The organism is Streptomyces paradoxus, assembly GCF_014202475.1.
In the GTDB taxonomy this organism is placed as follows: domain Bacteria; phylum Actinomycetota; class Actinomycetes; order Streptomycetales; family Streptomycetaceae; genus Streptomyces; species Streptomyces paradoxus.
Map to the genome: position 1 here is coordinate 295,979 of NZ_JACHGV010000006.1, position 22,238 is coordinate 318,216.

Genomic DNA, 22,238 nt, shown 5'->3' on the forward strand with positions numbered 1-22,238 from the left:
GGTGGTCCGGTCCCGGGCCCACCGTGGAGTCATGGTCACCGCAGCCCAGCCCGTCGCGCACCCGCTCTCCGTCCGTCACCTCGGACCCAACTGGTACGCCACCGTGATGGGCACCGCCGTCGTCGCCACCGCCGGGGCCTCCCTCCCGCCGCACATCCCGGGGCTGCGCGGCGTACTCGTGGGCGTGTGGGCCCTCTCGCTCGTGCTGCTCCTGGTCCTGCTGGCGGGGCGGGCCGTGCACTGGAGCCGGCACCGGGACCAGGCCCGCGCCCATCTCCTCGACCCGGCGACGGCACCCTTCTACGGCTGCCTCGCCATGGCCCTGCTGGCCGTGGGCGGCGGTGCCCTCACCGTCGGCCGGGACGTGATCGGCCTGCGGGCGGCCGTGGCGCTCGACGCCGTGCTGTTCACCGCCGGTACGGCGACCGGTCTGGCCGCGGCCGTCGCCGTGCCGTATCTGATGGCCGTACGGCATCGGGTGGAGCCGGGGCAGGCCACGCCCGTGTGGCTGCTGCCGCTCGTCGCGCCCATGGTGTCCGCCGCCGTCGGGCCGCTGCTGGTGCCGCATCTGCCGCCCGGTCAGGCCCGGGAGACGCTGCTGCTCGTCTGTTTCGCGCTGTTCGGGCTGAGCCTGCTCGCGACCCTGGTCATGCTGCCGCTGGTCTTCGCCCGGTCGCTCACCGGCGGGCCGCTGCCTCTCGCCCTCACCCCGACGCTGTTCCTGGTGCTGGGCCCCCTCGGGCAGTCCACCACGGCCGTGGGCGTCTTCGCGGACGTCGCGCCCGGGGTCGTACCGGAGCCGTACAGCGAGGGTTTCGGTGCCCTCGCGGTGCTGTACGGCGTGCCCGTGATGGGGTTCGCGCTGCTGTGGTTCTGCCTGGCCGCCGCCCATGCGCTGCGCGCCCGGCGGCACGGGATGCGGTTCTCGATGACCTGGTGGTCGTTCACCTTCCCGGTCGGCACCTGTGTCACGGGCGCCGAGGCGCTGGCCCGGCACACCGGGCTCGTGGCCTACGCGGGCCCGGCCGTCGTGCTGTACGCGGTGCTGGTCGCGGCGTGGGTCACCGCCGTGGTGGGCACCGTGCGCGGGCTGCTCAGGGGCGAGCTGCTCGCAGGGCCCGGCCCAGCACCAGCGGTGCCTCGGCCAGTGACGGCCCGTACCACGTCAGGTGCCGTCCGCTGACGAGCGCGCAGGGCAGGCCGGGGAAGGCCTCCGGGCCGTCGTCCCCGGTGAAGCGGTAGGGCTCGTCCGGCAGGACCACCACGTCCGGGGCGCAGGCGCGCAGTTCCTCCAGCGGGACGCGGGGGTAGCGGTCGGGGTGCGTCGCGTACGCGTGGTCGACGCCGAGGCGGGCGAGGACGTCACCGGCGAAGGTGTCGCGGCCCAGGACCATCCAGGGGCGGCGCCAGATCGGAACGACCGCCGTGCGCCACGTCCCGGGCTCCGGCAGGGACGACCAGGTCTCCTCCGCCTCGTCCAGCCAGCGCGGGCGGGCCGCCACCCCGCAGGCGGCCAGCACCCGGGCCAGTTCCCGGAAGGCATGCGGCACGTCACGGATCTCCGTCACCAGGACCTCGACGCCCGCCGAGCGCAGGGCCGCGAGGTCGGGGGCGCGGTTCTCCTCCTCGTTGGCGATCACCAGATCGGGCGCGAGGGCGAGGATCCGGTCGGTCTTCGGGTTCTTGGTACCGCCCACGCGTACGACGTCCAGGCCGGGGGGATGCGTGCACCAGTCGGTGGCGCCGGCCAGGGTTGTGGGCGCGGACCGGACCACGGCCTCGGTCAGCGAGGGGACCAGCGAGACCACCCTCACCGGCGTGGCCGGTCCCGGACGGCCTCGATGTGCTCCGCCACGGCGACGACGATCACGCGGGTGTCCGACTCGGCCGCCCGCCAGCGATGCCGTACGCCGCCGGTCAGGTACAGCGTGTCGCCCCGGCCGAGGCGGTAGGCGCGGCCCTCCGCCTCGATCTCCACCGCGCCGTCGGCGACGTACATCAACTGGTCGTTGCGGTACTGGAATTCACGGCCGGCGTCATGGTCGCCGGTGAACTCGGAGGCGTGCATCTGATGGTGGCCGCGGACCAGGGAGCGGGACCGGGGCTGGGGCAGCGGCTCACTGCCGTCGCCGCGGACGACGTCCACGCTGCACGCCGGGTCGGCCGCGGCGAGGAGCTCCACCGCCGTGGTGCGCAGGGCGTCGGCGACCTTCTCCAGGGAGCTGGTGCTGGGCCGCGCCCGGTCGTTCTCGATCTGGCTCAGGAACGGGACCGACAGGCCGCTGCGCGCGGACACGACGGCGAGGGTGAGCTCCAGCGCGCGGCGCCGCCGGCGCACGGCCGCGCCCACCCGGAGGTGTTGCTCTTTGTGGTCGCCCATCGCTCCGGCTCCCTCCTTCGCCCGTCGGTCCGCTCCCCGTGCGGCGGTGTCCCGGCGCACTGCTTCTGTTGAGTTGTCTGCACCCTACGCATGTTCGGCAAACCGTTTCAGGCGCCCGTCACATCGCCGTCATACGGGACGGTGCACGACCTCACACTTCACGCCAGGCGATCCACCGCCGAAGGGGGCGGGGCAGGCCTTCCGGCTGCCGGAGGAACAGGCGGGGAGAGGGGGTTCTGGGGGTGGCGTAGCGCTCTGTGGTTGTCCGGATCCCGCTCGTGGGATCGGGGGGGGGCGGGGCAGGACGCGGCGTGTCGCGCGTCCCACCCCGGAACCCTACTGCGGAGTCATGCGCTGCACCATGTCCGGGTGCTGCTCGAGCCACTCGGCCACGGCCTCTTCCTCATGGCCCTGGCCGCGGTCCTTGATCTCGCTCTCCAGGCTGCCGAGCTCGTCCTCGCTCATCCTGAAGTTCTTGATCCACTTCGTGAGCTGCGGGTACTGCTCGGGGAACTTCTCGTTGGAGATGGTGCGGATCGTGTTGCCCTCGCCGAAGGCCTTCTTGGGGTCCTTCAGCTTGGTCAGCCCGTAGTCGCTGTACGCCCAGTGCGGCGACCAGAGCGTGACGGCGATCGGCTCCTTCTTGGCGTAGGCGCGCTTCAGCTCGGCCAGCATCGCCGGGGTGGAGCCGTCGACGACCTCGTACTCCTCGTCGAGGCCGTAGGCGGGCAGGACCTTGTTCTTCGCCAGGTCCATCTCACCGGTGCCCGGCTCGATGCCGATGATCTTGCCCTTGAAGGTCCCGGCCTTGCCCTGGAGGTCCGCCAGGGAGTCGACGCCCTTCACGTAGGACGGCACGGCGATCTCCAGGGAGGTCGGTTCGTACCAGGTGCCGAGGTCCTTGAGGCGGTCCTTGTTCTTGTCCCAGTAGTTCTTCTGGGCGTAGGGCAGCCAGGCGTCGAAGTTGAGGTCGAGATCGCCCGAGGCCAGACCCGTGTAGACCGGGCCGACGTCCATCTGCTTGAGGTTCAGCTTGTAGCCGCGCCGCTCCAGGACGTTCTTCCACAGGTAGGTGACGGCGATGTCCTCGTCCCAGGGGAACCAGGCCACGTCCAGGGGCCGCTGGGCCTCGGCGGGCGTGCCGCCCCCGGCGTTCTTCACCGGGGCCATCTTGTCGGCGAAGCCGGGGTTCTGCTTCAGCCAGGCACGGACGGCCTCCTGCTGGTTGCCCTTGCCCGCCTTGTTGATCTCCGCTTCGAGGCTGGTGAGCTCCTTCTCGCTCATCCTGAACTTCTTCAGCCACTCGGCGACCGTCGGGTCGTCCTGCGCGAAGCCCTTGCGGGACAGGGTGTGCACACCGTCGCCCTCGCCCCAGGCGCCCTTCGGGTCCTTGAGCTTCCTCAGGTCGTAGTCGTTGTACGCCCAGTGCGGCGACCAGAGGGTGACCACGATCGGCTTCTTCTGGGCGTAGGCGCGCTTCAGCTCGGCCAGCATCGCGGGCGTGGAGCTGTCGACGACCTCGTACTCCTTGTCCAGGCCGTACTCCTTGAGGACCTTGCTCTTCAGCAGGGCCATCTCGCCGGCGCCGGCCTCGATGCCGGTGATCTTGCCACCGAACCGCGACGCCTTGCCCTTGAGGTCCGCCAGGGAGTCGACGCCCTTCATGTAGGAGGGCACGGAGAGCTCCAGGGACGTCTTGTCGTACCAGGCGCCGAGGTCGTCGAGCTGCTTGCCGTGCTTCTTCCAGTACTGGGCATGGGTCGTGGGCAGCCAGGCGTCCGTCTGGAAGTCGACGTCGCCCTGGGCGAGGGAGGTGTACAGCGGGCCCGCGTCGAACTGCTTGGCCTCGACCTCGTAGCCGCGCTGCTCCAGGACCTCCTTCCACAGGAAGGTGGAGGCGACGCCCTCGTCCCACGGGATGTAGCCGATGCTGATCTTCTTGCCCTGGCCGACGTCCTTGCCGTTCGCCGCGGCCTCGGTGCCGGAGCTGCCGCCGAGGACGCCCATGCCGCCCGCGGTGAGCGCGAGGACGACCACGCCGATCACGGCGACGGCCGGACGGGGCCGGTAGGACCAGATCTTCAGCCCCTGGGCGGCGCGCAGCTTGGCGGCGGCGCGGCGGCCGAGCGGGGAGACCTGGGTGCCGAGGGCGCTGGTCATGCGGTCGAGGTAGATCGCGAGGATCACGATGGCCACACCGGCCTCGGAGCCGAGACCCACGTTGAGCTGGCCGATGGCCTCGTTGACGTCGCCGCCGAGGCCGCCGGTGCCGACCATGCCGGCGATCGCGGCCATGGACAGGCCCAGCATGATGACCTGGTTGACGCCGGCCATGACGGTGGGCAGGGCGAGCGGAAGCTGGACACGCAGCAGCGTGTTGCGGGGCGAGGTGCCGAACGCCTCGGCCGCCTCGACCAGTTCCTTGTCGACCTGCCGGATGCCCAGCTCGGTCATGCGCACGCCCGGGGCGAGGGCGAAGATCAGGGTGGCGACGATGCCGGCCGGGGCGCCGGTGCCGAAGAACAGGATCGCCGGGATGAGGTAGATCATCGCGGGCAGCGTCTGCATGAAGTCCAGCACGGGCCGGACCAGACCGCTGACGCGGTCGGAGCGGGCCGCCCAGATGCCCACAGGCAGGGCGATCACCAGCGCGATGACGGTCGCCACGAGGACGAGCGCCAGGGTGATCATCGCGTTCTCCCACAGTTCGAGGGAGTCGATGAAGGCGAATCCGGCGAACGTGAGGACACCGGCGAGGGTGCCGCGCAGCCAGAAGGCGATCACGGCGAAGATGCCGGCGAGGAGCAGCGGTTCGGGGGCCTGGAGGACGGCGTTGATGCCGTCGTAGAGGCCGAGGAAGACGGTCTTGCAGAAGTCGAACAGCCACGCCATGTGGGTGGTGAGCCAGTCGACCGCGTCGTTGACCCAGCTTCCGAGTTCGATCCTAGGCACGGGCGGTCACCTTCTCTCCGCCCTTGTCCCGCGGGGAGTCGCAGGTCTGCGGGGTGGCGTCCCGCTCGTCGCCGAGGAAGCCGACCAGGCGCTGCCGGGGGACGACGCCGAGCTGCTTGTTGTCCTCGTCGACGACCGCGACCGGGTGGGAGAGCCGGGCGCTGATGGCGCACAGCTCCGTGAAGGGGGTGCCGGGCGTGGCGGTCTCGCAGTGGCAGCCGGGGTCGTCGGCGGTGACCGAGGTGTCCATGAGCTCGCCCGCGGTCAGGACGCGGGAGCGGTCGACGTCCTGGGTGAAGGAGGCGACGTAGTCGTTCTCCGGCCGCAGCAGGATGTCCTGGGCGGTGCCGTTCTGGACGATGCGGCCGTCGCGCATGACGGCGATGCGGTCGCCCAGGCGCATGGCCTCGTTCAGGTCGTGGGTGATGAACACGATCGTCTTCTTGAGCTTCTGCTGGAGTTCCAGCAGCTGGTCCTGCATGTCGCGGCGGATCAGCGGGTCCAGGGCGCTGAAGGACTCGTCCATGAGCAGCAGATCGGCGTCGGTGGCGAGCGCGCGGGCGAGGCCGACGCGCTGCTGCATGCCGCCGGACAACTCGTCGGGCCAGGACTTCTCCCAGCCGGCCAGGCCGCACAGGGCGAGCGCCTCGTCGGCGCGGCGTGCGCGCTCGGCGCGGGGCACGCCCTGCACTTCCAGGCCGTAGGCGGCGTTCTCGCGCACGCTGCGGTGCGGGAAGAGCGCGAAGTGCTGGAACACCATGCTGATCTTCTTGGAGCGGACCTCGCGCAGTTCACGGTCGCCGAGCGTGGTCAGGTCCTGGCCGTCGAAGCGCACGTGCCCGGCGGTGGGTTCGAGCAGGCCGTTCAGCATGCGCAGCAGGGTGGACTTGCCGGAGCCGGAGAGGCCCATGACGACGAAGATCTGGCCGGGCTCCACGGTGAAGGACGCGTCGATCACGGCGGCGGTCGCGCCCTCGGCCCGCAGCTCGTCCCGGTCGGCTCCGCCGCGGAGCCGCTCGACCGCCCGGTCCGGTCTCCTGCCGAACACCTTGTACAGGCTCTCTGCCTCAAGCCTCGCTGACACGTGTTCCTCTATTTCGTTGGCAACAGAACAGAGCGAGGACAGGGCGCAAACAGTTGAAATGCGCAATCAGCCTCGCTCCGGGGCGGCGCCTCCCCGAGATCCCGGATCCCAAACGCGCAAGTGGGGCGCGTCACATTCGAGGCAGGTGTCTGTCGGTGGCGTACGGCATGATGCGTGGCGTGACCGGACGACTGATGCTCCTCGACACCGCTTCCCTGTACTTCCGCGCCTATTTCGGCGTCCCGGACTCGGTCAGGGCCCCGGACGGCACGCCGGTGAACGCCGTGCGCGGACTGCTCGACTTCATCGACCGCCTGGTCCGGGACCACCGGCCCGACCAGCTCGTGGCCTGCATGGACGCCGACTGGCGGCCGCAGTGGCGGGTGGAGCTGATCCCGTCCTACAAGGCGCACCGCGTCGCGGAGGAGCACGCGGTGGGCCCGGACGAGGAGGAGGTGCCCGACACGCTGTCGCCGCAGGTGCCGGTCATCGAGGCGGTGCTGGACGCGGTGGGCATCGCGCGGGTGGGCGTCGCCGGGTACGAGGCGGACGACGTGATCGGCACGTTCACCGCGCGGGCTGAGGGCCCGGTCGACATCGTCACGGGCGACCGCGACCTGTACCAGCTGGTGGACGACGCGCGCGGGGTGCGCGTGCTGTACCCGCTGAAAGGCGTGGGCACCCTGCAGCACACCGATGAGGCGGTGCTGCGTGAGAAGTATGGGGTCGGCGGCAGCGGGTACGCGGATCTGGCCCTGCTGCGTGGTGACCCCAGCGACGGCCTGCCGGGCGTGCCGGGTGTCGGAGAGAAGACGGCGGCCAAGCTGCTGGCCGAGTTCGGGGACCTGGCCGGGATCCTGGCAGCGGTCGAGGACCGGCGGTCGAAGCTGACACCGACGCAGCGCAGGCGGCTGGACGAGGCGCGTCCGTACCTCGCGGTCGCGCCGAAGGTGGTCCGGGTCGCGGACGACGTGCCCCTGCCGGACGTCTCCACGGCACTGCCGCGGGCGCCGCGCGACCCGGCGGCGCTGGAGGCACTGGCGGCCCGCTGGGGGCTGGGCGGGTCACTGGAGCGCCTGCTGACGACTCTGTCGAGCTGACCTTTTTCGTAAGAGAACGACGTGAGCTTGCCCCACAAGAGGTGTGACGGGGGGACGAGGTGCTAACTTAGGTAACCCTAACTATGCGAGACCGGGAGGTCCTCATGGCTGAGCGACCGGGACGACAGCCGCGCAGAGCGCATTCCGCTCAGGTCGTCCGCACCGAACGGCTGACCCCGCACATGCAGCGCGTGGTGCTCGGCGGCGAGGGCCTCGCCGATTTCGCGGCGGAAACGTGCACCGACCACTACGTGAAGCTGCTGTTCCCGCCCGCGGGCGTCACCTATCCGGAGCCCTTCGACCTGCAGCGCCTCCGGGAGGAGCTGCCGCGCGACCAGTGGCCGGTGACCCGGACCTACACGGTGCGCCAGTGGGACGCCGAGCACCGCGAGCTGACGCTGGACTTCGTCATCCACGGCGACGAGGGGCTGGCCGGTCCGTGGGCCGCGCGCGTCAGGCCGGGCGAGACCGTGCACTTCATGGGGCCGGGTGGGGCCTACGCGCCCGACCCGGGCGCCGACTGGCATCTGCTCGCCGGTGACGAGAGCGCGCTGCCCGCGATCGCCTGCGCCCTGGAGGCGCTGCCGCGCGGGGCCAGGGCGTATGCCTTCGTGGAGATCTCCGGCCCCGAGGAGGAGCAGAAGATCGACTCGGACGTGGAGGTCGTCTGGCTGCACCGTGGCGCCCGCCCGCTCGGTGAGGCGCTGGTCGAGGCCGTGACGAACCTGGAGTTCCCCGAGGGCCGCGTGCACGCCTTCGTCCACGGCGAGGCGCACTTCGTCAAGCAGCTGCGCCATCTGCTCCGCGTCGAGCGTCACGTCCCGCGCGAGTCCCTCTCGGTCTCCGGCTACTGGCGCCGGGGCCACAACGAGGACGGCTGGCAGGAATCCAAGCGCGAGTGGAACGCCCGGATCGAGGCGGAGCAGGAGAGCGTGCCGGCGGCCTGAGAACGCTTCTCATCACGAGGCAAGAGGTGTGCGGGCACCGACCCGCGCGTGCAGGTGCATGTCGTGCCATCCGTCCGGCTGCAGGGCCGCACTGCGCTTGGTGCCCTCCAGGGCGAAGCCCGTTCTGGCGGCGACGCGGCACGAGGCCTCGTTGCGCACGGCGTGCAGGAGTTCCAGCCGGTGGAAGCCGGCCTCGTCGAGGGCCCAGTGGGTGAGTGCGGTCGTGGCCCGGGCGGCGACACCCCGGCCCCGGGCCGCCGGGACGGTCCAGTACGCCACTTCCGCCGTCCCGTCGTAGAGCCGTAGCTCACGCAGGGCCACCCGGCCCAGCAGCGCGTCGGAGTCCGCGTCGGTCACGGCCCAGTGCGCCTCCCGCTCGCCGTCCCAGGCCCGGTGCCACTCGCGGATCCAGTCACCGGCCTCCTCCACGGAGGCGGCGGCACGGGCGTGCCACTGGTGCATCACGGGGTCCTGGAAGACCTCGTACACAGCGGAGGCGTCCCCGGCCCGCCAGGGGCGCAGCACGAGTCCGCCGTCGGCCAGAAGGGCGGGTTGGGGGCGGCTTGCGAGCGTCCCGGCGGTCAGGACCGGGCTGATGAGGAACGGCATGCCCGCATCCTGGCAAGGTCCGGCCGGGCGCTCCCACCGGTTTTCCGCCCCCGTACACCGGCCTCGTACGCTGGGCCGCGATGAGACGCAAGAGCCGCACTCCGCCCTCTCCCCTGCCGCAGCGCCACGGCGTTGACCCGGTGCGGGTGAGGCTGCCCGCAGCGGGGACCTGGGGGACGGTGCGCGAGCACCTCGTGGAGCGGCTCTCCGGGGCGGGCGCCGGGGTCGTCGACGGCATGTTCGACGCGGGCCGGATCGTCGGGGCGGACGGACGGCCCGTCGCCGGGGACGCCCCTTACGTACCCGGGCTGTTCGTGTGGTTCCACCGGGACCTGCCCGACGAGGTGCCGGTGCCCTTCCCGCTGGAGGTGGTGCACCGGGACGAGCACATCGTCGTCGCCGACAAACCGCACTTCCTCGCCACCACCCCCCGCGGCAGCCATGTCGCCGAGACCGCGCTGGCCCGGCTGCGCCGCGAGCTGGACCTCCCGGCGCTCACCGCCGCGCACCGCCTGGACCGGCTCACCGCGGGGCTGGTGCTGTTCACCGTGCGCCCCGAGGAGCGCGGCGCGTACCAGACGCTGTTCCGCGACCGCCTGGTCCGCAAGGAGTACGAGGCCGTCGCCCCGTACGATCCCGCCCTCCGCCTGCCCCGGACCGTGCGCAGCCGGATCGTGAAGGAGCGGGGGGTGCTCACCGCCCGGGAGGTCCCGGGCGAGGCCAACGCCGTGAGCCGTGTCGAGCTGATCGAACACCGCGACCGGCCCGGGGAGCCCGGCGGACTCGCCCGGTACCGCCTCACGCCCGCCACCGGCCAGACCCATCAGCTGCGCGTCCACATGGCCGCGCTGGGCCTGCCGATCCTCGGTGACCCGCTCTACCCGGAGGTGACCGCCCCCGTGCCGGCCGGTGACTTCCGCCGCCCGCTCCAACTGCTGGCGCGGTCGCTGGAGTTCACCGATCCGGTCACGGGCGAGGAGCACCGGTTCCGCAGCGGCCGGGTGCTCGCGGCCCGGGCGTCGTACGAGCGGTGGGCCGCCGGGACGTACGACGGCCCGTCAGACGCTCAGTAGCCGCGCCACCAGCTCAGGAACCGCTGCCAGACGCCCTTGCGGCGGGGCGGTTCCGCGACGGCGGGCGGCGGCGGAACCGGCACCGGCTGGGGCTGCACCGGGACCGGCTGCGGCTGCGCGGCGGCGGGCTGGGGCTGCGCGGCGGCCGGTGCGGCCTGCGGCTGCTGCGCGGTGCCGATCTGCCAGTCCGAGCGCTGCGCGGCGACCGGCTTGTGGTTCGGCACCTCCTGCACGTCCTGCGGCGGCTTGGGCGCGAACTGCACCGGCAGTTCCACCAGGTGCCGGGAGGCGATGGACTCCGTCCAGCGCAACTCCTCCTCGTCGCAGTCGAGTTCGACATCGGGCAGCCGCATCAGCAGTGCGTCGACGCCCACGTCGGCGATGGAGCGGCCGATGTCCTGCCCGGGGCACTCGTGCGGTCCGCCGCCGAAGGCGAGGTGAGAGCGGTTCCCCTGCATGCTGGCCTTCAGGTCCGGCCGCACCCGGGGGTCGACGTTGGCCGGGAGCGGCGCGAAGAGCAGCCCGTCGCCGCGGCGGATGCGCTGCCCGCCCAGCTCGGTCTCCTGCTTGGCGAAGTAGGCGAAGACCGTGCTGAACGGCGGCTCGTTCCACAGGGACTGCTCCACCGCCTCCGGCACCGTCATCTGGCCGCCGTTGAGCTGGGCCCGGAAGCGCGGGTCGATCAGCACCGTGAGCAGCACGTTGGACAGCAGGTTGGTGGTGGCCTCGTAGGCGGCGAAGAGCACCAGGCGCAGGTGCTCCCTGACCTCGTCGTCGCTGAGCCGGGCCGGGTGGGTGATCAGGTAGCTGGCGAGGTCCTCCTCCGGCCGGGCGCGGCGGGTGGCGGTGAGCCGGCTCAGGGCGTCCATGACGTAGGAGTGGCTGGCGAGGGAGGTCTCGGTGCCCTTGAGGGCGTCGCGGGCGGCCTCGACGAGCCGGTCGCTGTACTCCTCGGGCATGCCGAGGATCTCGCACATCACCGCCATCGGCAGGTGCTCGGTGAACTGGCCGACGAGGTCCGCCTCGCCCGCCTCGCAGAACCGGTTGACGATCGCCTGCGTACTGCGGTTGATGTAGCGGCGCAGGCTGCGGAAGTCGATGGTGGAGATGGCGCCCATGACCGCGCCGCGCAGCCGCTTGTGCTCGTCGCCCTCGGCGTGCGAGGCGATGGGCTGCCAGGCGATGTGGGGCATCAGCGGATGGTCGGGCTTGACGAGGCCCTCCCTGAGCGGGTTCCAGATACGGCTGTCCCGGCAGAACTGCGAGGGCGAGCGCACCATGTGCAGGTTCTCGGCGTGGCCGAGGACGATCCACATCGGCACGTCGTCGTGGAGCAGCACGGGCGCCACGGGACCGTGCTGGTCCCGCAGTTGCTCGTACAGCGCTCCCAGGTCCTCCGCCTCGTGCAGCCGGTGCAGCCCGCCGGGCCCGAGGCCGTGCGCGGGGCAGCCGGGGGGCGGGCCGGGCCGGAGTTCGTCCGTACCGGTCGGGGCGTGGGATTCAGGCGTCACAGTGATCGCTCCGAAACTGAGGTGGTTCCAGGGTCTGGGGGGAAAGTGGGGGCCGGGTGGTGCGGGTCAGGTGAGCGAGCCCGTCATGGCGAGCGAGTGCAGGAAGCGCATGAGGGTCATCAGGACGTCGCGGCTGGAGGCCCGCCGCCGCGCGTCGCACTCGATGATCGGGATGTCCGGCGTGAGGTCGAGGGCCGTGCGCAGCTCCTCGAGGTCGTAACGAGGGGCGTCGGGGAAGGAGTTGATGGCGACCACGAAGGGCACACCGCGCTCCTCCAGGCGCCCCATGACGTCGAAGCTGACCTCCAGCCGCCGGGTGTCGACCAGCACGACCGCGCCGAGCGCGCCCTCGAACAGGCCGTTCCACAGGAACCAGAAGCGCTGCTGGCCGGGCGTGCCGAAGAGGTACAGCACCAGTTGGTCGGTGATGCTGATCCGGCCGAAGTCCATGGCGACGGTGGTGGCCGTCTTGGACGCGGAGCCGAAGTTGTCGTCGACACCGATGCCGGCCTGCGTCATGGTCTCCTCGGTGGTCAGCGGTGTGATCTCGCTGACCGATCCGACCATGGTGGTCTTGCCGACGCCGAAGCCGCCCACGATCACGATCTTGGCCGCGGCCTGTGCCGTGTGGGGCAGCTGGTCCTCGGTCCGGGGGCCCGGGATGGTGTCAGAGCCGTTGAAGTCCATTCATCACCGCTTCGAGGAGGGAACGGTCGGAGCGCGCCTTGCGGACGATCGGGGCGCGTGCCTGCACCAGTTCCGCCGTCAGTAACTCGGTGAGCAGTACGCCCATCGCGCTGAACGGCAGGTGGAGGTAGGCCGACAGCTCGGCCACGGACAGGGGGGCGGCGCAGAGTCGGAGCAGCGCCGCCTGCTCGGGAGAGGCTGACGGCGGCGGATCCGTGGCACGCGCCACGATTAACGTCACGAGGTCGAGCTCGGCCCGTTCACCGTCCGGGCCGGCCACCACGTACATGCGCTCGGGATTCCCGGGCTTGTCCTCGCCGGCCTGGGGCGTGGGCGGTTCCGGGACGGCATCGCGCCTCTGGCGTTGCGGAGGCGTCATACGATCTGCCCGTTCCGCCGGGGCGGACTGGTGAGATGGCCGCCGATCCGGACGACCAGATCGCGCATCATCGCGCTCATCCGGCCGGGTTCGCACCGCACGTCGGACAGGACCGCGAGGAAGGCGTTGGCGCCCGCGTTCATCAGGTAGAAGTAGCCGCGGTCGATCTCGATCATGACGAGCTTCATCTCGCCGTCGCCGACGGTGAGTTCCTGGCAGATGCTGCCCGCGAGGGACTGCAGGCCGGCGCAGGCCGCGGCGACCCGGTCGGCCGCGTCGGGCTCGCCGCCGTAGCGGGCGATGCGCAGGCCGTCGGCGGAGAGCACCACGATCATCTCGATGCCCGGCACGCCGTCGGCGAGCTGCTTGAGCATCCAGTCGAAGTTGCCTCGCTGCTGGATCACTTGAGGTCCCCCTCGTCGTCGGCCTCAGTGGGAGCCGGGTCGTTGATCAGGTGCAGGTACTTGGTCGGGTTGCGGATGAAGTCGGTCGGGTGGGTGCCGGGCTCGATGCCCTGCTTGAGTCCCTCCCAGAAGGCCTCCAGGCCCTTGCCGGGGGCGTCGGGCGCCGACATGTCGCGCAGGGGCTTGGTCTCGGGCTCCTGCGCCGCCGCCCAGGGGTTGTACTCGCCGCGCTCGGCGGCCTCCCGGTCGGCCTTCTCGTTGGCGGCCTGCTGGGCGAGTCGCTCGGCGAGCGGCGTCTTCACCCGGCTGCGGCGCTGCGGCAGGCCGTTCGCCGTCCACTCGGTGACCTCGGGGACGTCGTCGTCCTCCAGGGAGACCGTGGCGGGGATCTTCGGGCTGGTGGGACGGCGCCTCTTGGGCGCGCGCTTCGGGCCCTCGGGGATGCCGACCGTCATGGGGATGCCGGTGGCGCCGATGCCGTGGGCGAGTCCGACACCGGGCTCGTGGGTGATCATCTCGCTCGGCACGATGAGGATGGCCCGGACGCCGCCGTACGCGGAGGCGCGCAGCGAGACCTGCATGTTGTACGCCGTGCACAGGCGGCCCACGACGGCGAGGCCGAGGCGCGGGTGCTCTCCGATGTCCTGGAGGTCGACGCCCGCCTTGGCGGCCTCCAGCATGCCCTCGATCCGGGCGCGTGCCTCCTCGTTGAGGTTGACACCGCCGTCCTCGATCTCGATGCAGACGCCGGTCTGCACCTCGGTGGCGGTGACGTGCACCTTGGTCTGGGGCGGCGAGTAGCGCGTGGCGTTGTCGAGGAGTTCGGCGGCGGCGTGGATGACGGGCTCGACGTAGATGCCCTTGACGCTGATCTTGGCGATGGAGGACAGCTGGATGCGCCGGTACTCCAGGATGCGGGACATGGCGCCGCGCAGGGTGCTGTAGAGGGACACCGGCTCGGGCCACTGCCGTCCTGGCCGGCCGCCGCCGAGGACGGAGACGGAGTCGGCGAGGCGGCCGATCAGGGCGTTGCCGTGGTCGATGCGCAGCAGGTCGTCGAAGACCTCCGGGTTGCGGCCGTGGTCCTCCTCCATCTCCCGGAGCTCCTCGGCCTGCTGGTGGATGATCGCCTGGACGCGGCGGGCGACACTGACGAAGGAGCGCGCGGCGGCATCACGCATGGTCACTTCGCGGTCGACGATCTTGAGGACCGTCAGCAGTGTCTCGGCCTGCGGAGCGGGGAGGTCGCGGAACGCGGGGTTGGCGAGGCCCAGCTTGCGGGTCACCTCCCTGGGGGATGCTCCGGTGCGCAGCAGATCGAGTGCGGCGGGCACGATCTCCCGGGAGAAGTGGACCAGTTCGTTCTCGTGGGCGGCGATCCGCTGTTCCAGGTGCGCGGTGTGCCGGGCGTGCTCCGCGCGCTGGTTGCGCAGCGCACGGCCGCGGCGCACCGCCTCGGCCGCCGTCGCGAGCACCAGCGCGGTGGCGATGCCGCCGCACCAGCCGACGGCGCCCCGGGCGGGCTCCGTCACCAGGGCGACGGCGGCTCCGGTCGCCGCGGCCATGACTATGGCCGGCAGCAACAGCACGCGCGCGTAGGGCAGTTCACGGCGACCGGGAGGGGATTGAACACTCACCATGTGGGCCTTCTGACAGGAGTCGACTGAGGTTCGAGAGGGCTTGCAGGGGGGTAGGTCATGAAGCTGTCGGGATCTTCCGCACAATGGGGAACAAGCGCACGAATTCATCTCAAGCCGGTGCGCTGCGGGCGAGCTTAGTCCGACCGGATCATCGCCGTGTCATATTCAGCAACTGCCGGAAACCGGGCGCGGAGGGATAGTATGCTCGGCCATTTGCACGCTGCGACACCGTTCGAATACGTTGCGTCACAGGGAACGGGCATACGAAAGCCCGCCACCGTGACGGGTGAACGGGCTTCGGTACAGCGCCGCTTCAGGGGCGCGGGGCTGTGTCAGTGTGCGGCTCCGCCGCGTGGGCGCGAGCAACCACACACAACGGTCACCCGCGCATCAAACGATCACCCCACCGACGAGTAGGCGACAACACCCCGCAGCAACAGATCCACGGCCTTACGGGCGTTCTTCACAACAGAGGACCCCTGCGGAGCCGCCGCCGCGATCTGCCCCAGCACATCGATGACCTGCTTGCACCACCGCACGAAGTCCCCCGCCGGCATCTCCGCCTCGCGCAGCACCTCGTCGAGCCCCTTCCCGGAAGCCCACTCGTACGCGGCCCAGGCGAAGCCGAGGTCGGGCTCCCGCTGCCCGACCCCCTCGGTCTGGGTGATCCGGAACTCCTCCTCCAGCGCGTCCAGCCGCCCCCAGATCCGCACCATCTCGCCCAGCGCGGCCTTGGCCTTGCCGGACGGCACCTTCGGGGCCATCGCGTCATCGGCGACACGCGACTCGTACACCAACGCCGAGACGCACGCGGCCAGTTCCGCGGGGCCGAGGCCCTCCCAGACACCCTCGCGCAGACACTCGCTGGCGAGCAGGTCCAGCTCGCCGTAGAGCCGCGCGAGCCGCTTGCCGTGCTCGGTGACCTCGTCGGCCCGCAGATAGTCCAGCTCGGTCAGCAGCGCCACGATGCGGTCGAACGTCCGGGCGATCGTGTTCGTACGGCCCTCGATCCGCCGCTCCAGCTGCGAGGTGTCGCGCAGCAGCCGGTGGTACCGCTCGGCCCAACGGGCGTGGTCCTCACGGTCGTTGCAGCCATGGCACGGGTGTGCGCGCAGCGCGGTCCGGAGCCGGGCGATCTCACGGTCGTCGGCCGCCTGGGAGCGCTGCTTGCGGTGCCGCTCGGCGGGGATGTGCCCGGCCTTGGTGCGCAGCGCCGACGCGAGGTCCCGACGGGACTGCGGGGAGCGGGGATTGAAGGACTTGGGGATCCGCATCCGCTCCAGCGGCTCGACGGGCACCGGGAAGTCCATGGACGCCAGCCGCTTCACCTGCCGCTCCGCGGTCAGCACCAGCGGGCGCGGCCCGTCGTGGTGCTCGAAGCCGCGGTGGCCGTTCGAACGGCCCGCCGGCAGGCCCGGGTCCAGCACCAGCGCCAGGCCCGCGTACTTGCCGGTGGGCACGTGGATGACGTCACCGGGCTTCAGCTTCTCCAGCGCGACGGCGGCCTCCGCGCGGCGCTGGGCCACGCCCTGCCGGGCGATCTCGTTCTCCCGGTCCTTCAGCTCGCGGCGCAGCCGCGCGTACTCCGTGAAGTCGCCGAGGTGGCAGGTCATGGAGGCCTTGTAGCCCTCCAGTCCCTCCTCGTTGCGCTGCACCTGCCGGGAGATACCGACGACCGACTTGTCCGCCTGGAACTGCGCGAACGACGTCTCCAGCAGCTCGCGCGAGCGGTGCCGCCCGAACTGCTCGACCAGGTTGACCGCCATGTTGTACGACGGCTTGAAGCTGGAGCGCAGCGGGTACGTGCGCGTGCCGGCCAGGCCCGCGAGGTGCTCGGGGCTCATGCCGCGCTGCCAGAGCACCACGGCGTGGCCCTCGACGTCGATGCCGCGCCGCCCGGCCCGGCCCGTCAGCTGGGTGAACTCGCCCGGGGTGATGTCCGCGTGCTGCTCGCCGTTCCACTTGACGAGCTTCTCCAGCACCACCGAGCGGGCGGGCATGTTGATGCCGAGGGCGAGGGTCTCGGTCGCGAACACGGCCTTGACCAGGCCGCGCACGAACAGCTCCTCGACGACCTCCTTGAAGGTCGGCAGCATGCCCGCGTGGTGAGCGGCGATGCCGCGCTCCAGGCCCTCCAGCCACTCGTAGTAGCCGAGGACGTGCAGGTCCTCCGTCGGGATGGACGCCGTGCGCTCCTCGACCAGGGCTCGGACACGCTCGCGCGCCTCGTCGTCGTTGAGCCTGAGCCCCGCGTACAGGCACTGCTGGACGGCGGCCTCGCAGGCGGCGCGGCTGAAGATGAAGGTGATGGCGGGCAGCAGCCCCTCGGCGTCGAGCCGCTCGATGACCTCGGGCCGGCTCGGCGTCCAGATCCGGGAGCGCTGGCGGCGCTCGCGCTCACGGTCGGCCTCGCGCATGGACCGGCCGCGCCGGCGGTCCTGGTACGACGGCCGGCTCGCCTCCATGCGCGCCATGCGCGTCAGGTCGGGATTGACGGCCTTCCTGTGGCCCTCGCCCTCCTCGAAGAGGTCGTACATCCGCCGCCCGGCCAGCACGTGCTGGAACAGCGGCACGGGCCGGTGCTCGGAGACGATCACCTCGGTGTCGCCGCGGACCGTGTCGAGCCAGTCGCCGAACTCCTCGGCGTTCGACACGGTCGCCGACAGGGAGACCAGGGTGACGGACTCGGGGAGGTGGATGATCACCTCTTCCCAGACGGCACCGCGGAACCGGTCGGAGAGGTAGTGCACCTCGTCCATGACCACGTAACCGAGGCCCAGGAGGGTCTGGGAACCGGCGTACAGCATGTTCCGCAGCACCTCGGTGGTCATCACGACCACCGGCGCTTCGGAGTTGACGCTGTTGTCGCCGGTCAGCAGGCCCACCTTGTCCGTGCCGTAGCGGCGGCACAGGTCGGCGTACTTCTGGTTCGACAGCGCCTTGATGGGTGTCGTGTAGAAGCACTTCTTGCCCTGCCGGAGGGCGAGGTGGACGGCGAACTCGCCGACGATCGTCTTGCCGGAGCCGGTGGGCGCGGCGACGAGCACGCCCTTCCCTTCCTCGAGCGCCTGGCAGGCCTCGATCTGGAAGGGGTCGAGACCGAAGTCGTACATCTCGCGGAAGCCCGCGAGCGCGGTGGCCTGCTCGGCTGCCCGCAGGCGGGCTGCCGCGTACCGCTCGGCCGGGGAGAGGTCCTCTGTCATCGTGCTTTCGAGCGTACCGGGCCGCACTGACAACAGGACGATCATTATCCGGATCCGTTCCTGTGAAACCCCGGATCCGCGCAGCTCAGGGGCCGACGACCCGCACGCCCCCGCGCACGCAGCGCGCGCTCAGCGGCAGCGGGCCGAGCGGCTCGCCGTCGGCGTAGCCGGTGACGCCCTCGGCAGCGATCTCGACCCGGGCCGCCCGCAGCACGGTCACCTTCGGATGGCCGACGTGCGTGCCCCGGTACACCCTCGGGAACACCCGCAGCAGCGTCGCCCGGCTGCAGTCCCCGACGACGGTGATGTCGAACAGCCCGTCGGTCAGGTCGGCGCCGGGGCAGATCCGCATGCCGCCGCCGTAGGAGGAGCCGTTGCCGACGGCCACGAGGGTCGCCTCGACCTCCCGGACCTCGCCGTCGTCGAGCCGTATCCGGTACGGGACGGGCCGGAACCCGGCGAGTTCGGCGATCATCGCCAGGTCGTACCTGAGGCGGCCGGTGGGCCATCGCATGCGGTTGCCGCGGTCGTTGACACGGGAATCGAAGCCCGAGGCGAGAACCGTGCCGAACCAGCGGTCGCCCACCTGCCCGAGGTCGATGTCGCGGATCCGGCCGCACTTGAGGGCGTCGGCGATCATGCGGCCGGCGGCCGCGGGCTCCCGCACGGGCAGGCCGAGGGCGCGGGCGAAGTCGTTGCCGGTGCCGACGGCGACCAGGCCGAGCGGGGTGCGGGTGCCCGCGACCGCCCGCAGCGCGAGGCCCGCCATCCCGTCGCCCCCGACGGCGATCAGCGCGCCCGTGCCGCTCTCGACGGCCGCACGCGCGCGTACGAGGGCGTCCGCGGCGTCCTGACCGAGGACCGTCCGGACCGAGAAGCCGGCCGCCCGCAACGCGGAAGCGGCCGGCTGCGCCGCGTGGGCGCCCCGGCCGCGTCCCGCGGTGGGGTTGACGAAGAGGGTGATCTCGCTGGTCACGCGACCGACCCTACGAGCTGGCCGCCGATCTTCAGGTCACGTCGTCATAACCGTTGACCCGGTCCGTGCGCTCCGAGCTCGCCTGCTCGGGCAGCGCCGCGCGGCTGGTCGTCACGGGCTCGATCTCGCCGATGTCGTCGGGGGTGAGATCCAGCTCGGAGGCCTCGTCGTCGGCGGGGCCGAGGGCCTCGCGGCGGGCCTTGCGGCGGTCGTTGACCAGGGAGAAGGCGACGGCCGCGAAGTACAGGATCCAGATGGGCGCCGCGAGCGCCAGCATCGTCAGCGGGTCCGTGCTGGGCGTGGCGATGGCCGCGAAGACCGTGATGCCCATGATCATGCCGCGCCACCAGCCGAGCATGCGCTTGCCGGTGAGCACCCCGGTGAGGTTGAGCATGACCAGCAGCAGCGGAAGCTCGAAGGAGAGGCCGAAGACGAGCACCATCCGCATGACCAGGTCGAGCAGGTCGTCCAGCGGAAGGAGGTTGGACGTGCCGCCCGGGGTGAACTCGAGGAGCACCTTCGCCGTGGTGGGCAGGACCGTGTACGCGAAATAGGCGCCGACGATGAACAGCGGGGCGCCGGTGCCGACGAAGGCGTAGGCGTACTTCTTCTCGTGCCGGTGCAGGCCCGGTGCGACGAAGGCCCACAGCTGGTACAGCCAGGCCGGCGAGGCCAGGACGACACCGGCCATCAGGGACACCTTCAGCGCCAGCGTGAAGGGGGTGAGCAGGCCGTTGATGGTGATTTGCGCACAGGGCTTGGTGCCGGCCTGCGACTGGGCGAGTTCCGCGAAGGTCTTGTCACAGCCGACCGAGTCGAGGATCGGCTTGGTGATCAAGTTGATGATGTCGTTGTAGAAGAAGGCTGCGACGACCGTGACGGCGACGATCGCCAGCATCGCCTTGGCGAGCCGGTTGCGGAGCTCGCGGAGGTGCTCCGCGAGGGGCATGCGCCCCTCGGGGTCCCTCTCCTGCTTGCGGGCAGACTTCAGCAACCCACGTTCCCATCTCGTGCGGCGGGCCGGAGGTCACCGGCCCTGCGTCAGCGCTTGGTCGTGTCCGTGGGCTCGTTGACCGGACGCGAGCTGGTCACGTCACCGGGCGCCGCCTGGATGGTGCGCTGCGAGGGCTCGTCGTTGTTGGGCGGGCCCGCCGGGGTCGTGGAGGACTTGTTCTCGTCCTTCATCGCCTTGGCCTCGCTCTTGAGGATGCGGGCCGACTTGCCGAGCGACCGAGCCATGTCCGGAAGCTTCTTCGCGCCGAACAGCAGGATGATGACGACGAGGATGAGAATGATCTCGGGGGCTCCGAGCCTTCCGAACATAAGTCTTTACCTTCTCACCGAGGCGGCTGTGTGGGGTGCTGTCCGACCGGTCGGACACTTGTCCGAACGATCGTGCTGGCAGCGATCGTAACGCTCAGGGGTGAACGTCAGGCAATCCCTCTGCATCCCCCGTGCGTACTCCCGTCGCGACCAGTGCCTCGTTAACCGGGCCGCGACCAGCAGCGTACCTGTACGAACCGCCGAGGTGACAGGGCGAAGTGTCCCAAAAGCAACTCATGGCCGACGCCTGCACGGCTCACAGAGCGTCCACGGACCGGGCCGCGGTCTCCGCCGCCCGCTCCAGGTCCTCGGCGGCCCGGTTGATACGGCGCGCCGAGTCCGTGACCTGCCTGCCCAGGCGCTGTGCCTCCACGAACACCCGCACGGCGAGCACCCCGAGCACGACGAGACCCACGAATCCCACGGCAACCGCGAACATCGGCCAGAACATGACGCCGAGCCTAGACCGTCGCGGGCGGGCGAGCGCCCTGCCCCCTAGACGGTGGAGTGCAGCCTGAGCGTCCGCACACCGCCGCCGGTGAGCAGCTCCACGATCCGCTCCCCCGCGGGCTTGCGGACGGACGCGCCGCACTCCGGGCAGGTGAAGGAGTAGAAGGTGGTGCGGCTCGTGGCGCCGATGGCCAGGCGCAGGGCGCCCGCGGCGAGTTCGAAGCACCCTCGGCAGTCGGGGCAGCCCGCCTTGAAGACGACCGGGGTCACGCTTCTCATCCCGGCGAACGCGGACTCCACCGTCATGCCCCGCACACCGGACGTCGCCGACTCGCTCAAGCCCTCGCTCCTCTTTCTGGGGTGGTTCGCCTCCGGGGCGCCACGGCCGGTGTCGCGCTCCGGCCGTGCCCGGCCGTGGACCCCGGTGGGCGCCTGTGGCTCACCCGGGTCCGTCGCCGGGCCCGTCCGGAACCGCGTGCACCGCCTGCGGACCGCGGGCGCCGGCCTCCGCGACGCGAGCCGTCCGCTCCGCCTCGATCCCGTCGTACGCCGCCAGCGCCTCCCGGGCCGCCTGCCGGGCGCTGTCGGCGAGCTCCGGCGGCGAGACGATCCGGCCGTCCCGGCCGAGCCGCAGGGCCAGGCGCCGGAGCGACGCCGGGTCAGGGGTCCGCAGGGTGATACGCAGCCCGCCGTCCGGCAGCTCATCCGCACTGTCGTGCGGGTAGTACTCCGCGACCCAGCGGCCGCCGGGCCCGACCTCGACCACGACCTCCGGGTCCTCGGCCGCGGGCTGCACCAGGGCCTCGGAGAGGTCCCGCAGCTCGATCTCGGGCGGCGCCGACGGCTCGTCCAGGATCTTGATCTCGGCCACTCGGTCGAGCCGGAAGGTGCGGCGCGCCTCCGAGCGGCGGCACCAGGCCTCGACGTAGGTGTGCCCGACGCTGACCAGGCGGATGGGGTCGATCTCCCGTTCGGTGACCTCGTCGCGCGCGGGCGAGTAGTAGCGGATCCACAGCCTGCGCCGCTCGGCGATCGCCCGGTCGACGTCCGCGAAGACACCGCCCTCGGACTCGAAGGTCACGGACAGGCGCGAACTGGCGCCCGCCGCCTCACCGGCCGCGGTCTCCACCTTCGCCGTCGCCCGCAGCAGCGCCTGCCGGTCGCTCTCGCGCAGCCCGGGGAGCGTGGAGACCGCCCGGGCGGCGACGAGCAGGGCGGTGGCCTCGTCGGCGGCGAGCCTGAGCGGCTCGGCGGCCTCCGCCGCGAGGGCGGCCGGGTTGTGCCACCAGATGCGCTCGCCGTCGGTGTCGATGTCGAGCAGGTCGCCGCCGCGGAAGCTGGTGCCGCACATGGGCAGCACGTCCAGGTCGGAGACCAGTTCGTCCTCGCTGATGCCGAAGGCGCGCGCGACGTCCTCGACCCGGGCTCCGGGGCGCTCCCTCAGATACGTCACCAGCGAGAGCATCCGCCGGGTCTGGTCGATGGCGTTCACGGGCCTGACCGGTTTGCCTGCCACTGTC

Annotated in this window: 21 protein-coding genes; 4 read left to right on the plus strand and 17 right to left on the minus strand. The window is 71.4% G+C overall.

Features of this window, described 5'->3' with window-relative positions:
- Nucleotides 1-31: 31 nt before the first annotated feature.
- Nucleotides 32-1,183 carry a TDT family transporter gene (locus HNR57_RS21715; RefSeq protein WP_184561850.1) on the plus strand — a complete coding sequence of 384 codons (1,152 nt, stop codon included), beginning with the start codon at nt 32-34 and terminating at the stop codon, nt 1,181-1,183.
- On the opposite strand, the gene HNR57_RS21720 is transcribed toward HNR57_RS21715, so the two are convergent.
- The 4 genes from HNR57_RS21720 to HNR57_RS21735 all read right to left on the minus strand — a co-directional run bounded on the left by HNR57_RS21720 (nt 1,095) and on the right by HNR57_RS21735 (nt 6,416).
- The gene (locus HNR57_RS21720; RefSeq protein WP_184561852.1) at nt 1,095-1,814 is read right to left on the minus strand and encodes a helical backbone metal receptor; all 720 of its coding nucleotides are present in this window, start codon (nt 1,812-1,814) and stop codon (nt 1,095-1,097) included. The genes HNR57_RS21715 and HNR57_RS21720 overlap by 89 nt on opposite strands.
- Nucleotides 1,811-2,380 (minus strand): helix-turn-helix domain-containing protein, encoded by a 570-nt coding sequence (locus HNR57_RS21725; protein WP_184561854.1) that lies wholly within the window; start codon nt 2,378-2,380, stop codon nt 1,811-1,813. The genes HNR57_RS21720 and HNR57_RS21725 overlap by 4 nt, the downstream gene beginning before the upstream one ends.
- A 336-nt stretch (nt 2,381-2,716) precedes the next feature.
- Complete coding sequence (locus HNR57_RS21730) at nt 2,717-5,332, minus strand: ABC transporter permease/substrate binding protein (RefSeq protein WP_184561856.1); 2,616 nt, start codon at nt 5,330-5,332, stop codon at nt 2,717-2,719.
- Nucleotides 5,325-6,416, minus strand: coding sequence for a quaternary amine ABC transporter ATP-binding protein (locus HNR57_RS21735; protein WP_184561857.1), 1,092 nt, complete (start codon nt 6,414-6,416; stop codon nt 5,325-5,327). Before HNR57_RS21735 ends, HNR57_RS21730 begins: the two co-directional genes overlap by 8 nt.
- 170 nt (nt 6,417-6,586) lie before the next feature.
- Here HNR57_RS21735 and HNR57_RS21740 point away from each other — a divergent pair, with 170 nt between their 5' ends.
- Together HNR57_RS21740 and HNR57_RS21745 are read left to right on the plus strand one after the other, a co-directional pair.
- Nucleotides 6,587-7,516 carry a 5'-3' exonuclease gene (locus HNR57_RS21740; RefSeq protein WP_246554842.1) on the plus strand — a complete coding sequence of 310 codons (930 nt, stop codon included), beginning with the start codon at nt 6,587-6,589 and terminating at the stop codon, nt 7,514-7,516.
- Between the two features lie 104 nt (nt 7,517-7,620).
- Nucleotides 7,621-8,463: a siderophore-interacting protein gene (locus tag HNR57_RS21745; RefSeq protein WP_184561859.1), complete on the plus strand. Its 843-nt coding sequence runs from the start codon at nt 7,621-7,623 to the stop codon at nt 8,461-8,463.
- 12 nt (nt 8,464-8,475) lie between these two features.
- On the opposite strand, the gene HNR57_RS21750 is transcribed toward HNR57_RS21745, so the two are convergent.
- Nucleotides 8,476-9,072, minus strand: a complete 597-nt coding sequence (locus HNR57_RS21750) for a GNAT family N-acetyltransferase (RefSeq protein ID WP_184561861.1) — start codon at nt 9,070-9,072, stop codon at nt 8,476-8,478.
- A gap of 80 nt (nt 9,073-9,152) precedes the next feature.
- On the opposite strand from HNR57_RS21750, the gene HNR57_RS21755 reads away from it, so the two are divergent.
- The gene (locus HNR57_RS21755) at nt 9,153-10,145 is read left to right on the plus strand and encodes an RluA family pseudouridine synthase (RefSeq protein WP_184561863.1); all 993 of its coding nucleotides are present in this window, start codon (nt 9,153-9,155) and stop codon (nt 10,143-10,145) included.
- Here HNR57_RS21755 and HNR57_RS21760 read toward each other — a convergent pair.
- The 12 genes from HNR57_RS21760 to HNR57_RS21815 all read right to left on the minus strand — a co-directional run bounded on the left by HNR57_RS21760 (nt 10,139) and on the right by HNR57_RS21815 (nt 22,234).
- The gene (locus HNR57_RS21760; protein ID WP_184561865.1) at nt 10,139-11,656 is read right to left on the minus strand and encodes a cytochrome P450; all 1,518 of its coding nucleotides are present in this window, start codon (nt 11,654-11,656) and stop codon (nt 10,139-10,141) included. The two genes, HNR57_RS21755 and HNR57_RS21760, sit on opposite strands and share 7 nt — an antisense overlap.
- A 66-nt stretch (nt 11,657-11,722) precedes the next feature.
- Nucleotides 11,723-12,343: a GTP-binding protein gene (locus tag HNR57_RS21765; protein WP_184561867.1), complete on the minus strand. Its 621-nt coding sequence runs from the start codon at nt 12,341-12,343 to the stop codon at nt 11,723-11,725.
- Nucleotides 12,324-12,722, minus strand: coding sequence for a DUF742 domain-containing protein (locus tag HNR57_RS21770; RefSeq protein WP_184561869.1), 399 nt, complete (start codon nt 12,720-12,722; stop codon nt 12,324-12,326). The genes HNR57_RS21765 and HNR57_RS21770 overlap by 20 nt, the downstream gene beginning before the upstream one ends.
- Nucleotides 12,719-13,126 (minus strand): roadblock/LC7 domain-containing protein, encoded by a 408-nt coding sequence (locus tag HNR57_RS21775; RefSeq protein ID WP_184561871.1) that lies wholly within the window; start codon nt 13,124-13,126, stop codon nt 12,719-12,721. Before HNR57_RS21775 ends, HNR57_RS21770 begins: the two co-directional genes overlap by 4 nt.
- Entirely contained in the window at nt 13,123-14,766 is a 1,644-nt protein-coding gene (locus tag HNR57_RS21780) for a sensor histidine kinase (protein WP_184561873.1), read from the minus strand. Before HNR57_RS21780 ends, HNR57_RS21775 begins: the two co-directional genes overlap by 4 nt.
- 398 nt (nt 14,767-15,164) lie before the next feature.
- Nucleotides 15,165-18,014, minus strand: coding sequence for a DEAD/DEAH box helicase (locus HNR57_RS21785; RefSeq protein ID WP_184561875.1), 2,850 nt, complete (start codon nt 18,012-18,014; stop codon nt 15,165-15,167).
- Between the two features lie 40 nt (nt 18,015-18,054).
- The gene (locus tag HNR57_RS21790; RefSeq protein ID WP_184561877.1) at nt 18,055-18,945 is read right to left on the minus strand and encodes a diacylglycerol kinase; all 891 of its coding nucleotides are present in this window, start codon (nt 18,943-18,945) and stop codon (nt 18,055-18,057) included.
- 31 nt (nt 18,946-18,976) lie between these two features.
- Complete coding sequence (tatC, locus tag HNR57_RS21795; protein WP_184561879.1) at nt 18,977-19,939, minus strand: twin-arginine translocase subunit TatC; 963 nt, start codon at nt 19,937-19,939, stop codon at nt 18,977-18,979.
- Nucleotides 19,940-19,986: 47 nt separating this feature from the next.
- The gene (tatA, locus tag HNR57_RS21800) at nt 19,987-20,268 is read right to left on the minus strand and encodes a Sec-independent protein translocase subunit TatA (RefSeq protein ID WP_033311911.1); all 282 of its coding nucleotides are present in this window, start codon (nt 20,266-20,268) and stop codon (nt 19,987-19,989) included.
- 256 nt (nt 20,269-20,524) lie between these two features.
- Nucleotides 20,525-20,719 carry a G protein-coupled receptor family protein gene (locus HNR57_RS21805; protein ID WP_097215657.1) on the minus strand — a complete coding sequence of 65 codons (195 nt, stop codon included), beginning with the start codon at nt 20,717-20,719 and terminating at the stop codon, nt 20,525-20,527.
- A 44-nt stretch (nt 20,720-20,763) separates the two neighbouring features.
- Complete coding sequence (locus HNR57_RS21810) at nt 20,764-21,057, minus strand: hypothetical protein (protein WP_107458206.1); 294 nt, start codon at nt 21,055-21,057, stop codon at nt 20,764-20,766.
- A gap of 100 nt (nt 21,058-21,157) precedes the next feature.
- Nucleotides 21,158-22,234 (minus strand): helix-turn-helix transcriptional regulator, encoded by a 1,077-nt coding sequence (locus HNR57_RS21815; RefSeq protein ID WP_184561881.1) that lies wholly within the window; start codon nt 22,232-22,234, stop codon nt 21,158-21,160.
- Between the last annotated feature and the right edge of the window lie 4 nt (nt 22,235-22,238).

Coding starts and splice junctions, on each gene's coding strand:
- HNR57_RS21715 (WP_184561850.1), top strand. CDS start 32: ATGGTCACCGCAGCCCAGCCCGTCGCGCACCCGCTCTCCGTCCGTCAC.
- HNR57_RS21725 (WP_184561854.1), bottom strand. CDS start 2,380: ATGGGCGACCACAAAGAGCAACACCTCCGGGTGGGCGCGGCCGTGCGC.
- HNR57_RS21740 (WP_246554842.1), top strand. CDS start 6,587: ATGCGTGGCGTGACCGGACGACTGATGCTCCTCGACACCGCTTCCCTG.
- HNR57_RS21745 (WP_184561859.1), top strand. CDS start 7,621: ATGGCTGAGCGACCGGGACGACAGCCGCGCAGAGCGCATTCCGCTCAG.
- HNR57_RS21750 (WP_184561861.1), bottom strand. CDS start 9,072: ATGCCGTTCCTCATCAGCCCGGTCCTGACCGCCGGGACGCTCGCAAGC.
- HNR57_RS21755 (WP_184561863.1), top strand. CDS start 9,153: ATGAGACGCAAGAGCCGCACTCCGCCCTCTCCCCTGCCGCAGCGCCAC.
- HNR57_RS21765 (WP_184561867.1), bottom strand. CDS start 12,343: ATGGACTTCAACGGCTCTGACACCATCCCGGGCCCCCGGACCGAGGAC.
- HNR57_RS21770 (WP_184561869.1), bottom strand. CDS start 12,722: ATGACGCCTCCGCAACGCCAGAGGCGCGATGCCGTCCCGGAACCGCCC.
- HNR57_RS21780 (WP_184561873.1), bottom strand. CDS start 14,766: ATGGTGAGTGTTCAATCCCCTCCCGGTCGCCGTGAACTGCCCTACGCG.
- HNR57_RS21785 (WP_184561875.1), bottom strand. CDS start 18,014: ATGATCGTCCTGTTGTCAGTGCGGCCCGGTACGCTCGAAAGCACGATG.
- tatA (WP_033311911.1), bottom strand. CDS start 20,268: ATGTTCGGAAGGCTCGGAGCCCCCGAGATCATTCTCATCCTCGTCGTC.
- HNR57_RS21805 (WP_097215657.1), bottom strand. CDS start 20,719: ATGTTCTGGCCGATGTTCGCGGTTGCCGTGGGATTCGTGGGTCTCGTC.